13 protein-coding genes are annotated in these 11499 nt (G+C 70.2%); 4 read left to right on the top strand and 9 right to left on the bottom strand.

Going from position 1 to position 11499, the window contains the following annotated elements; translation table 11 throughout:
* The 4 genes from AC1DP0_RS10115 to AC1DP0_RS10130 form a co-directional block, all read right to left on the bottom strand.
* The coding region (locus tag AC1DP0_RS10115) for a single-stranded DNA-binding protein (RefSeq protein WP_478084237.1) at positions 1 to 355 on the bottom strand (355 nt) is incomplete at its 3' end.
* A gap of 60 nt (positions 356 to 415) precedes the next feature.
* Positions 416 to 703 (bottom strand): 30S ribosomal protein S6, encoded by a 288-nt coding sequence (gene rpsF / locus AC1DP0_RS10120; RefSeq protein WP_478084240.1) that lies wholly within the window; start codon positions 701 to 703, stop codon positions 416 to 418.
* 238 nt (positions 704 to 941) lie between these two features.
* Positions 942 to 2285 carry a glycosyltransferase 87 family protein gene (locus AC1DP0_RS10125; protein WP_478084242.1) on the bottom strand — a complete coding sequence of 448 codons (1344 nt, stop codon included), beginning with the start codon at positions 2283 to 2285 and terminating at the stop codon, positions 942 to 944.
* A gap of 49 nt (positions 2286 to 2334) precedes the next feature.
* Positions 2335 to 4494 (bottom strand): transglycosylase domain-containing protein, encoded by a 2160-nt coding sequence (locus tag AC1DP0_RS10130; protein ID WP_478084244.1) that lies wholly within the window; start codon positions 4492 to 4494, stop codon positions 2335 to 2337.
* 253 nt (positions 4495 to 4747) lie between these two features.
* Here AC1DP0_RS10130 and AC1DP0_RS10135 point away from each other — a divergent pair, with 253 nt between their 5' ends.
* From AC1DP0_RS10135 to AC1DP0_RS10145, 3 genes are all read left to right on the top strand, one after another.
* Positions 4748 to 5386 carry a PadR family transcriptional regulator gene (locus tag AC1DP0_RS10135; RefSeq protein ID WP_478084246.1) on the top strand — a complete coding sequence of 213 codons (639 nt, stop codon included), beginning with the start codon at positions 4748 to 4750 and terminating at the stop codon, positions 5384 to 5386.
* A gap of 3 nt (positions 5387 to 5389) precedes the next feature.
* Positions 5390 to 6481 carry an inositol-3-phosphate synthase gene (locus AC1DP0_RS10140; protein WP_478084247.1) on the top strand — a complete coding sequence of 364 codons (1092 nt, stop codon included), beginning with the start codon at positions 5390 to 5392 and terminating at the stop codon, positions 6479 to 6481.
* A gap of 206 nt (positions 6482 to 6687) precedes the next feature.
* A complete protein-coding gene (locus tag AC1DP0_RS10145; protein WP_478084251.1) occupies positions 6688 to 7074 on the top strand; it encodes a hypothetical protein in 387 nt (128 codons plus the stop codon).
* A gap of 16 nt (positions 7075 to 7090) precedes the next feature.
* Here AC1DP0_RS10145 and AC1DP0_RS10150 read toward each other — a convergent pair whose 3' ends face one another.
* On the bottom strand, positions 7091 to 7876 hold the full coding sequence (locus AC1DP0_RS10150) for a hypothetical protein (protein WP_478084252.1): 786 nt from the start codon (positions 7874 to 7876) through the stop codon (positions 7091 to 7093).
* Positions 7877 to 8013: 137 nt separating this feature from the next.
* Positions 8014 to 8715 carry a DedA family protein gene (locus AC1DP0_RS10155; protein WP_478084253.1) on the bottom strand — a complete coding sequence of 234 codons (702 nt, stop codon included), beginning with the start codon at positions 8713 to 8715 and terminating at the stop codon, positions 8014 to 8016.
* A gap of 169 nt (positions 8716 to 8884) precedes the next feature.
* Between AC1DP0_RS10155 and AC1DP0_RS10160 the strand changes: the two genes are divergently transcribed.
* Complete coding sequence (locus AC1DP0_RS10160; protein WP_478084255.1) at positions 8885 to 9523, top strand: peroxiredoxin; 639 nt, start codon at positions 8885 to 8887, stop codon at positions 9521 to 9523.
* 18 nt (positions 9524 to 9541) lie between these two features.
* On the opposite strand, the gene AC1DP0_RS10165 is transcribed toward AC1DP0_RS10160, so the two are convergent.
* The 3 genes from AC1DP0_RS10165 to AC1DP0_RS10175 all read right to left on the bottom strand — a co-directional run.
* Entirely contained in the window at positions 9542 to 10603 is a 1062-nt protein-coding gene (locus tag AC1DP0_RS10165; protein WP_478084257.1) for a threonine aldolase family protein, read from the bottom strand.
* A gap of 72 nt (positions 10604 to 10675) precedes the next feature.
* Positions 10676 to 11425 (bottom strand): SDR family NAD(P)-dependent oxidoreductase, encoded by a 750-nt coding sequence (locus AC1DP0_RS10170; protein ID WP_478084258.1) that lies wholly within the window; start codon positions 11423 to 11425, stop codon positions 10676 to 10678.
* The coding region (locus AC1DP0_RS10175; protein ID WP_478084259.1) for a DUF6421 family protein at positions 11422 to 11499 on the bottom strand (78 nt) is incomplete at its 5' end. The genes AC1DP0_RS10170 and AC1DP0_RS10175, both read right to left, overlap by 4 nt.

The raw sequence follows: 11499 nt of genomic DNA on the forward strand, positions 1-11499 counted from the left end.
TGTTGACCTTCGCGGTGGCACTGCGCAGGGACGGGCCGATCTCGTCGACGTCCATCTCCACGACGGTGCGCTTCTCGCCTTCCTTCGTCTCGTAGGAACGAGACTTCAGCCGGCCGGACACGATCACGCGCATGCCCCGCTGGCACGACTCGGCGACGTTCTCCGCCGCGTCGCGCCACACCGAGCAGCGCATGAACAGCGTCTCGCCGTCCTTCCACTCATTGCTCTGGCGGTCGAACTGCCGCGGCGTCGAGGCCACGGTGAAGTTCGCGACCGCGGCACCGGACGGCGTGAAACGCAGCTCCGGGTCGGCGGTCAGGTTGCCGATGATCGTGATGACGGTGTCGCCTGCCATGCGTGGGCTCCGTTCAGTCCTTCGTCGGGTGATCGAGCGGGTTCAGTGACTGTCGCTGAATCAGGCGCCGGGGCGCAGCAGCTTGGTGCGCATGATCGACTCGCTGAGGTTCAGCTGGCGATCGAGCTCCTGGGCGGTGGCCGGCTCCGCCGTCATGGTGACGACGACGTAGATGCCCTCGGACTTCTTCTTGATGTCGTAGGCGAGACGGCGACGGCCCCAGATGTCGACGTTGTCGACGGTGCCGCYGTCGTTCTTCACGACGGTGAGGAACTTGTCCATCGTCTTGTCGACGGTGCGCTCTTCGGTCTCCGGGTCGAGGATGACCATGAGTTCGTACTGACGCATGCTTCTAACCCACCTCCTCTGGTCTCGGCGGTCACGAGTCTCTCTCGTGACAGGAGGGTTGCATTCGTCCCACCGCGGGCACGGGGCCCGGCCTGATCTTCCAGCCGGGTTCAGCCTCGCAGACCGCACCGACATCGGTCGGAATGATCCACAGGCCACCGGGCACACGGCGAACTGGGCAAGACTACCCGGCCGGACGGCATACCCCGAAATCGGAGCGACCCATGGCCGCGAGGCCTCAGGAGAAGCGGACGATGAGCCGATCCGGCGCGCCGCTCATCGGCCCGGCGAGGTCGTCGGTCTCGAGCGTCCCGCGACCCCACCGACCGCGCGCCCGCAGCCACACCACGGCCACCAGCCACAGCACGGCCACGACGCGCAGCATCGAGAAGAAGGCGTACCACGGCGCCGGAAGCCCACGGTCCGGCACGGTCGTCGCGGCGATCGTGAGCCACACGGCGACGAAGTTGAGCGTCTCGGCGCCGGCCCAGATCAGGTGGTCACGCCACTGGAGGGCGCACCACGCGACGAGCGGCACCAGCCACAGGGAGCTCTGGACGRTGAACGACTTGCCGGTGACGAGGACGATCCCGACCATGACGAGCGACACCTCGGCGATGGAGGGCCGCCGCGCGGACGACAGCGCGAGCACGGCTCCGAGCGCCAGGGCAACGAGCCAACCGACGACCGCAAGCGTCGTCACGGCACCCTCGGGCAGGGGGTGGCCCGCGAGCTGCGGCAGCAGCCACGGCGAGCCGTAGCCCGCGCCCGAGGACGCCCACCCCTGGTAGGACGAGGCGGCCGCCCCGCGGTTGAGCAGCCACAACCCCGAGAGCAGGGCACCGAAGGTCAGCAGGGCGTAGCCGACGACGCGGCCCATCTCTCGCAGGCGCGCGGACCGCACGCAGAGCAGCGCGATGGCCGCGAGGACCAGCACGGGATACGACCGAGCCCCGATCGCGAGCCCGAGCAGCACCCCGGYGAGCGTCGGGTTGCGCCGCGACCACGCCCACATGCCGGCGCTAGCGAGGGCCACCCCCAGCAGGTCGGCCGAGATGAACCCGGCGAGCACCACGACGGGCGACAGCGCGACGTGCGCAGCCGAGAAGGGCCGGGCGGCAGACGACGCGACGAGCCACACGACGGCGAGCAGCAGGAGCGTCAGCAGCACCGACCACAGCGCGAAGTACCACACCGCGCGCGTCGCCAGCGAGCCGTTGTCGGGCGTGAGGCTCGCGACCGCGGTGAGCACCAGCCCGGTCAGGGGCGGCTGCCCGGTGACCGGTGCGCCGTCGCCTCCCTGGAGGTATGCCGCCACGCCGGCCTTGACGTTGGCGTCACGGTAGGCGGTGGGCAGGTYTGCGTAGCACGCACTCCAGAACTGGGTGTCGCCACTGAAGCCGGTGCGCAGGCACGGCACGCGGAGCAGCACGGCGAGGCCGGCGGTGACGGCCGTCAGGGCCGACAGCAGTGCGGCCGTGAGCAGCCAGGGGAGCTCGTGCGCGGCGGCATACCGGCCACGGGGACCCCCGATGACCTCGGAGGCCGCCCGTACGACCGGGTCGTCGACCTGCTCGGTCACCGAGGGCTCGCTCCCGTCGGCCCGGGACGCCCCCGACCGCGCCGGCGCCTCATGGGGTGTTGCTCTTGGTCGACTGCTGCGCCAGCGGCGGCGTCACGCTCGGTGTGCCCGTGGTGGGCCGGGGCCGGCCCGTCCTCGTCGTCGTCGGGACCTGCGTCGTCGTCGGGACCTGCGTCGTCGTCGGCGCCTGCGTGGTCGTCGTGCTCGGAGCCTGGGTGGTCGTCGTCGTCGGCGCCTGCGTGGTCGTCGTCGGCGCTGGGGTGAAGGTCGTCGACGGCGGTGGGGTGAAGGTCGTCGTCGGGGCGGGGATCTTGTCGTCGCCGACGCCTGCCCGTGCCGGGAAGTCCTGCACCTCCATGCCCTCGAGGGCGACCTTCATGAAGTCGTAGAAGACATCGGCCGGGACCGTGCCACCGGTGAGGTTGGTGTCCTCGGAGCTGGTGAGGGTCTGCGGGTTGCCCTGGGCATCGGGCTTGTACATGCCGATCGAGACGGCGAGCTGCGGGACGAAGCCGGAGAACCAGATCGACTTCGCGTAGGACGACGTGCCCGTCTTGCCGGCGACCGGCCGGTCGAGCCGCTGCAGCTTCGTCGCCGTGCCTCCGGTCTTGACGGTGTAGGTCATGGCGTCGGTGACGTCAGCCGTGACGTCCTTGTCGAACGCCCGCTTGGTCGCGGGCTTGGCCTCGAAGCTGAAGTCGCTGGTGGTCGAGGTGACCTTCTTGACGAAGTACGGCTTGGCGCGCACCCCCTGCCCGGCGATCGTCGAGTAGGCCGTGGCCATGTCGATGACGTGGGGCGAGGCGGTGCCCAGGACGTTGGTCAGCGTGTCGTCGAGGCCCGGCGTCTTCTCCGGGATGCCCGCGTCGATGGCCGCCTGCCGTGTCAGTGCCGGCCCGATCGTGTTGTTGAGGTTGACGAAGGCGGTGTTGATCGAGCGACCGACCATCCGGCGCATGTCGACCATGCCGTAGGAGCGGCCGCCGAAGTTGGTGATCGTCGTGCCGGCGATGTCCTGGGGCTGGTCGCCGTCGAACCTCGTCTTCGTCGAGACGCCGCTGCGCACGGCGGCGAGCACCGCGAACGGCTTGAAGTTCGAGGCGCCCTGCATGATCGCCTGGGTCGAGGTGTTGAACTGCGACTTGGAGTAGTCCGCACCGCCGTACATAGCGACGACCGCGCCGTCACCGGGGCGGACCGCGACGAGGCCGCCCTGCACCTGCTTGGGCAGGTTCGACCGCATGGCTGCGATCGCGGCCGTCTGGGCCTTCTTGTCGACGGTCGTGACGATGCGCAGGCCACCCTTGTCGATGTCCTGCTCGGACAGCCCCGTCGAGAGCAGCTCGTTCTTGACCTGCGCCGTGATGAAGCCGTTGGGCCCGGACGAGAACTTGTTGCCCTTGTACGCCAGGATCTTCGGCAGCGCGGCGTACTTGGCCCGGTCCGCGGCGCTGAGCCAGCCCTCCTGCACCATGCCGTCGAGGACGTATGCGTAGCGCTTGGTCAGGTTGGCCTCGGCGTCCGGGCCCTGGGCGGGGTCGTAGAGCGTCGGGGCGTTGAGGACCGACGCGAGCACGGCGCCCTCACCGACGGTGAGCCGGGAGACGTCCTTGCCGAAGTACGCCTTCGCCGCGCTCTGGATGCCGTAGGCGCCACGGCCGTAGTAGATGGTGTTGAGGTACTTCTCGAGGATCTCGGACTTGGAGAGCTGGCCGTCGATCTTGACGGCGATGAGGATCTCCTTGGCCTTGCGGGAGATGGTCCGGTCCTGCGTGAGGAAGTAGTTCTTGACGTACTGCTGGGTGATCGTGGAGCCGCCGACCTGGGTCTCGCCGGTGACGCTGGTCTTGACGGCGCGCAGGATGCCACCGACCGAGATGCCGTTGTTCTGGTAGAAGGTCCGGTCCTCGGCCGCGATGTGCGCGTCCTGGACGAACTTCGGGACCTTGCTCAGCGGCACGGACTCGCGGTTGCCGTCCTGGACGGCGATGCGGTCGAGCTCGGTCTTGCCGTCGCTGTAGTAGACGATCGAGACCTGCTTGTTGGCGAGCTCGTTCGGCTGCGGGATGGAGGTCCGGTTGTAGGCGATGACCACGCCGATGACCCCGACCACGAGCAGGACGGCAGCGGCGATCGAGCCCCACTTGAGCGTGGCGAGGGCCCACTTCTTCCAGCCGGTGCGGCCCTTGTCGCGCCTGCTCTGCGTCACAACCTGCTCCATTTCAGTGATCAGGCCCGAGAACCGTCCCGAGCCGCCACTCAGTATGACCCGACCGGCGCCGGGACGACGAAACCGACGAGGCGCTTCACACGAGCGGCACAAGCACCCCACAGGCTCGCTCCACATACCCCGGGATGCCGGGCAACCTTTCTCCGGGGCCGGCCAGCCGGTCCAGCAGGCCGCCGGCTCGGACTTCTTCTGCGATGTATCGCAGTGATATATCCGGGTGTAGCATCGAGAGGTGCCGTCGTCCCCCCGCCCTCAGAGCCGCCGCGCCGCGCTGCTCGAGTTCGCGGTCCTGGGCCTGCTCCATGACGGTCCGCTGCACGGCTACGAGCTGCGCAAGCGCCTCACCACCGCACTCGGCATCTTCCGCGCGCTGTCCTACGGCTCGCTCTACCCGGCGCTGCGCCAGCTGCTCGACTCTGGCTGGATCCACGAGACCAGCGAAGCGTCCGACAGCGGCAGCAAGCGGCCCCGGATCACCTACGAGCTGACGGCGGACGGCAAGGAGCACTTCCAGGACCTCGTCGCGGCCAGCGGCCCGGACGCCTGGGACGACGACGACTTCGACGTCCGCTTCGCCTTCTTCTCCCGCACCGAGGCCCAGGTCCGGCTGCGCATCCTCGAGGGCCGGCGCTCCCGCCTCGAGGAGCGGCTCGCCAACATCCGCGACGCCTCGCAGGCCCGCCGCGAGCGCATGGACAGCTACACCCTGGCCCTCCAGCAGCACGGCGAGGAACGCGCCGAGCGCGAGGTCCGCTGGCTCGAGGAGCTCATCGTCGCCGAACGCCGCGCGGCCCTCGACCCGGGCCCCGCGGCATACGACACCACAGACATCACCACCCCCCAGAGCACGACCACCAACAACAAGGAGTGATCCATGGGATCCGTACGCGTCGCCATCGTCGGCGTCGGCAACTGCGCGAGCTCGCTCGTGCAGGGCGTCGAGTACTACAAGGACGCTGACGCCACCACCGGCGTCCCCGGCCTCATGCACGTCAAGTTCGGCGAGTACCACGTCGGTGACGTCGAGTTCGTCGCGGCGTTCGACGTCGACGACAAGAAGGTCGGCAAGGACCTCTCCGAGGCCATCAACGCCTCGGAGAACAACACCATTAAGATCGCCGACGTGCCCACCACGGGCGTCGAGGTGCAGCGCGGCCACACGCTCGACGGCCTCGGCAAGTACTACAAGCTGACGATCGACGAGTCGTCCGCCGAGCCGGTCGACGTCGTGCAGGTGCTCAAGGACCGCCAGGTCGACGTCCTCGTCTCCTACCTCCCGGTGGGCTCCGAGCAGGCCGACAAGTTCTACGCCCAGTGCGCCATCGACGCGAAGGTCGCCTTCGTCAACGCCCTGCCGGTCTTCATCGCCTCCGACCCCGAGTGGGCCGCGAAGTTCGAGGCCGCCGGCGTGCCGATCATCGGTGACGACATCAAGAGCCAGGTCGGCGCGACGATCACGCACCGCGTCATGGCCAAGCTCTTCGAGGACCGCGGCGTCGCGCTCGACCGGACGTACCAGCTCAACGTCGGCGGCAACATGGACTTCAAGAACATGCTCGAGCGCGAGCGTCTCGAGTCCAAGAAGGTCTCCAAGACCCAGGCCGTGACGTCCAACCTGACCGGCTCGCTCTCGGGTCTCGTCGACAGCAAGAACGTCCACATCGGCCCGTCCGACTACGTCGCGTGGCTCGACGACCGCAAGTGGGCCTACGTCCGCCTCGAGGGTCGCGCCTTCGGTGACGTGCCGCTGAACCTGGAGTACAAGCTCGAGGTCTGGGACTCCCCCAACTCGGCCGGCATCATCATCGACGCCATCCGCGCGGCGAAGATCGCCAAGGACCGTGGCATCGGCGGCGCCCTGCTGTCCGCCTCGTCCTACCTCATGAAGTCCCCGCCGGAGCAGCGTCCCGACGACCTCGGCCGCGCCAAGCTCGAGGCCTTCATCGCGGGCACCGAGGAGCGCTGACCCAGCGCTCGACCCTGGTTCGAGGTGATCGCCGACCCCCCGCGGTTGCCGATCACCTCGAACCGAGCACGTATGCCGTGAGGCCCCCTTCCAGCGGAAGGGGGCCTCACGCATACCTGGGTAGCCCGACCGGGGCGGTGGTGGGTATGGCTAGAGCGATCGTCGGCATCCAGCCACGGCTGCCGACACGACACACGGAGGCTCCCATGAAGAGACTGCTCATCGTCACTGCCGGCGCGGTCGGCTTCCTGCTCGGCTCGCGGGCCGGTCGCGAGCCCTACGWGCAGTTCATGCGCGCGATCGGACAGCTGAAGGACGACCCGCGCGTGCAGGAGAAGGCGCAGCAAGGTGCCCAGCTGGTGCGCGAGCAGGCGCCGGTCGTGGCCGAGAAGGTGGCCGACGCCGCCCGGACCGCGACCGAGAAGGTCACCTCGGCGGTGTCGGGGTCCAGCGACTCCGGCTCGGAGTCGGGTTCGCGTGACTCGGGCACGAACGGCGAAACCTGGCCCTCGCCCCGTGAGGACCCCGACGCCCTCGTCGAGCAGGCGGTGCAGTACCAGAAGGACCACGGACCCAAGGGTCCGCTGCCCTGAGAGTCGCCTAACGGGTCTAGCGGCTTCCCGGGTGGTCCTCGTCGACCGCCGTTACCGTGATGGTGGCCGGGGCGTTGGGCTGGAGCGGCTGCGGTGTGATGTCGACCGCGAGACGCGCGCCCACCGCCTCGGCGACCCAGTACGCCGGCCCGGCCTGTCGGGGCCGCGTCGGCCGCCACGGGTTGCCCGTGCGCTCGAGCCCGCCGCCGAGCATGTCGAACACCGCCCGCGGAGGCACGTCGATGTTGAGCCGGGATCGAACGGCCGTGACGACGTCGTCCGACAGTGCGGCGTACTCGCGGTCGTCGATCTTCCGGGTGCGCAGGTCGTCCCAGACGAGCACCGCGCCCCAGAGGAGGAAGAAGATGAAGCCGGCGTTGCCGACGACGGGGCTCTTCACCATGCCGATGACACCCAGCACGACGATGGTGGCGATCCCGCCCCGCACCAGCAGCTGGTCGCGGCGCTCGCGGCGTGGGTCGAGGCGCGCCAGGTGGGGGACGTGGACCTCGACGGTGCCCAGCACTCGACCGCGCGGCGGGCGGTGCTCGGCCGCCCGAAGTGCCGTGGCGGCCGTGACGCCATTGCCGAGCGGGGCGCCTTCGATGGTGAGCTCCGACCCGATCGCCAGGTCGACACCCTCGACCTGGTCGGCGCGGGTGGCCGAGAGGAACACCTGGGCGGCGTCGGCGTGGGGGTCCTCGTCGGTCTGCACCCAGAAGATGATCCCGCGGTCGTCGTCCAGCACGGTCTGCTCCGGGCGGCTGGCGACGATGCCGTGGAAGGTCTGGGGGGCGGTCACGATGTGCTCCTGCTCGGGTCGGGGCAAAGCGGGACTCAGCCGCCCCGCGCAGGAGCATGACAGGTCATCCCTCGATACGGGCCTTAATCAGACAAACAGGATGAACCGTCGCCTCAGCGAGGCCGCGCCCGGCCGCGTCAGCCCGTCGCCGGCATACGCGACGGTGCCTCGGGGCCCTCGGATCCCGCGGCACCCGCGTCGGCACCCGCATCGGCGGCCACGTCGGCACCCGCGCTGTGCCGCCGCTTCTGCCAGATGACGAGAGCCACGACGACGACCACCGCCACGACGACGGCAGCGCCACGTCCGAGCCACGTCTCGACCCTGGCGTACGACTGGCCGGCGAGGTAGCCGGCGGTCACCACGACACCTCCCCACGCGATGCCGCCCGCCGCATTCCAGACGAGGAAGGTCGGGTAGTGCATCTTGGACATCCCGGCGAGCGCCGGCATGACGGCCCGCAGGAACGCGGTCCAGCGGCCGAGGAAGACGGCCGCTCCACCCCGCCGACCGAGGAAGTCCTGGGCACGGTCGATCCGGTCCCGGTGCCGGTCGAAGGCCCGCAGCTGCACGACCCGGCCACCGAGGTGGCGGCCGACCTCGAAGCCGACGGTGTCGCCGACGATGGCGGCGACCACGACCACGATGAGGACCGCGGCGAGGGGCACGTGCCCGAGCGAGGCCGCGACGCCGCCGAGGATGGCGACCGTCTCACCCGGCACGACGAAGCCGACGAAGAGTGCGTCCTCGACGAAGACCAGCCCGCCGACGACGAGGAGCACGAGCCACACCGGGGCGTGCAGGACCTGGGCGGTGATGGTGTCGAGCAGGGCGCTCACGTCGGCTCCTCCGGACGGCGACAGTTCCACCAGTCTTCGTCGGCAGTCTGGACGTCCGCTGAGTGCGCATCACAACATTTGGACACCCATAACGCCGTGCATGGCCCTGTGGCCACAATGAGTCGCAGACCGGGGCGTGCCGTGCGCCCGACCGCGAGAGGACGAGCCAATGGCAGCACCGCGACTGGGCGAGATCGCCCCTGACTTCGAGGCCTCGACCACCGAGGGCCCGATCCGTTTCCACGACTGGAAGGACGCCAGCTGGGCCGTCCTCTTCAGCCACCCGGCCGACTTCACGCCCGTCTGCACGACCGAGCTCGGTCGTGTGGCCGCCCTCGAGGACGAGTGGGCCAGGCGCGAGGTCAAGGTGCTCGCCGTGTCGGTCGACCCGCTCGAACAGCACGAGGAGTGGAAGACCGACATCGAGGAGGTCGGCGGCGCGGCCGTCGGCTACCCGATCATCGCCGACGACTCCCGCCGGGTCTCCGAGCTCTACGACATGATCCACCCCGGCGAGGGCGACACCTCGGGCGTGCGCTCGGTCTTCATCATCGACCCGGCCCACAAGATCCGGCTGTCGCTGACCTACCCCAAGAGCGTCGGCCGCAACTTCGACGAGATCCTGCGGGCCGTCGACGCACTCCAGCTCACCGACAGCGGCCCGTTCTCGACGCCGGCCGACTGGCGCGAGGGCCAGAAGGTCATCGTCGCCCCGACGGTCTCGACCGACGACGCCCGGGCGCGCTTCGGCGCCGATGCCGTCGACGAGGTCACGCCCTACCTGCGTTTCACCACCGCCCCGGCCTGACGACCGGCCTGACGACTGTCAGGCCCCGAGGAGCCGGCGCAGGTCGGCGAGGAACGCGTCGACGTCGGCCTCGGTCGTGTCCCACGAGCACATCCAGCGGACCTCGCCGGTGGCCGGGTCCCAGTCGTAGAAGCGGAACCGCTCACGCAGCGCGTTCGCGACGTCGCGGTCGAGCACCGCGAAGACGGCGTTGGCCTGCACCGGGCGCTGGACCGTGACACCGGGCATCGGCTCGACGCCGGCGGCGAGCCGGGTCGCCATCGCGTTGGCGTGCGTGGCCGAGCGAAGCCACAGGTCGCTGCCGTACAGCGCGATGAGCTGTGCCGACACGAACCGCATCTTGGAGGCCAGCTGCATCGACAGCTTGCGCACGTGGACGAGCCCGAGGGACGGGTCGGTGGCAAGCTCCGGGTTCACCACGACGACGGCCTCGGCTGCGAGAGCGCCGTTCTTGGTGCCGCCGAGGCTCAGGACGTCGACGCCGGCCTCGCCGGTGAAGGCGGACAGGTCCGTGCCGAGGGTCGCCGCGGCGTTGGAGATGCGGGCACCGTCGAGGTGGACCCGCATGCCGAGCGAGTGCGCATGGTCGCAGATCGCACGCACCTCCTCGGGTGTGTAGCAGGTGCCGAGCTCGGTGGTCTGCGTGATCGACACGACGAGCGGCTGCGCGCGGTGCTCGTCACCGAAGCCCCAGGCCTGCCGGTCGATCAGCTCCGGCGTGAGCTTGCCGTCCGGCGTCGGCACGGTGAGCAGCTTGATGCTGCCCATCCGCTCCGGGGCCCCGCCCTCGTCGGTGTTGACGTGGGCCGTCTCGGCGCAGACGACGGCTCCCCAGCGCGGCAGGAGCGCCTGGAGGGCCACGACGTTGGCGCCCGTGCCGTTGAAGACCGGCCACGTCACGGCGCCGGCGCCGACGTGGCCCGCGACGACGTCCTGCAGCCGCGCCGTGTAGGCGTCCTCGCCGTACGCGATCTCATGGCCGCCATTGGCCTCGGCGAGCGCGGCGAGCACCTCGGGGTGCAGGCCGGCGTAGTTGTCGGACGCGAAGCCGCGGCGCTCGGGGTCGTGCAGGGTGCTCACGGGGGTCCTCACTGGGGTCGGGCGATGACGGTCGCTGGGTCGGACGGGTCGGGCAGGCTGGTGCCCGGCCGCCTACAGGTCGACGCGCGCGCCGTTGAGGGCTGAGGGATCTCCGTCGAGCAGCCCGGTGAGCCACTCGGCGATCCTCGCCGGGCTGGTCGCCGTGCGACCCGTCCCGATCCACCTCACCACACCGACGACCGCGGCCGAGCCCGGGGTCGCGCTCTCGGACCCGAAGGAGTCGGCGAGGGCGCCGAGCCACGTCTCGGCAGCTGCCTTGGCGCTGGCGTATGCCGCGTTGCCGGCCGTGGGTGCCTGCGCGGCGGCCGCGCTCACGATCGCCACGCGGCCTCGCCCGGAAGCGAGCAGGTGGTCGTGCAGGGCGAGGGTCGTGTGCCGCAGCGTGTCGACGAGGTTGCCCGAGAGCCAGCGCCAGTCGTCGTCGGTCGAGTCGGTGAAACGGTCACCGCCGCGCCAGCCCCCGACGAGGTGGAAGAGCGCGTCGACGTGCCCGTGGTCGGCCACGACGTCGCGGGCGAGGCCCTGCACGGCGTCACCGTCGAGCAGGTCGCAGACCCGCGTGTCGAGGCGAGCTGCTGCGTTGTCGCCGAGCTCGCCGTCCAGCCCGCCGTCCAGCTCGCCGTCCAGCCCGGCGACCAGTTCGGCGTGGAGCGACTCGAGCGAGGCGGCGTCGCGGCCGACGGCCACCACCTGCTCACCGCGGGCGAGCAGGGCCGAGCAGGTCGCGCGCCCGGTCGCTCCGGTGGCGCCGGTCACGACGACGACGCGCACGGACGGCGCCGGGGAGCCGGTCGCGGTCACGCGCTCGCCCCGGTGATCCCGGCCGTCGACTCGATGACGCCCTTCATCTTCTTGGACAGGGCCTCGTAGAACAT

The organism is Terrabacter sp. P5_B1 (genome assembly GCF_056400505.1).

Excerpts from the sequence above, each read along its gene's own strand:
- AC1DP0_RS10140 (WP_478084247.1), top strand. The coding sequence starts at position 5,390 with ATGGGATCCGTACGCGTCGCCATCGTCGGCGTCGGCAACTGCGCGAGC.
- AC1DP0_RS10160 (WP_478084255.1), top strand. The coding sequence starts at position 8,885 with ATGGCAGCACCGCGACTGGGCGAGATCGCCCCTGACTTCGAGGCCTCG.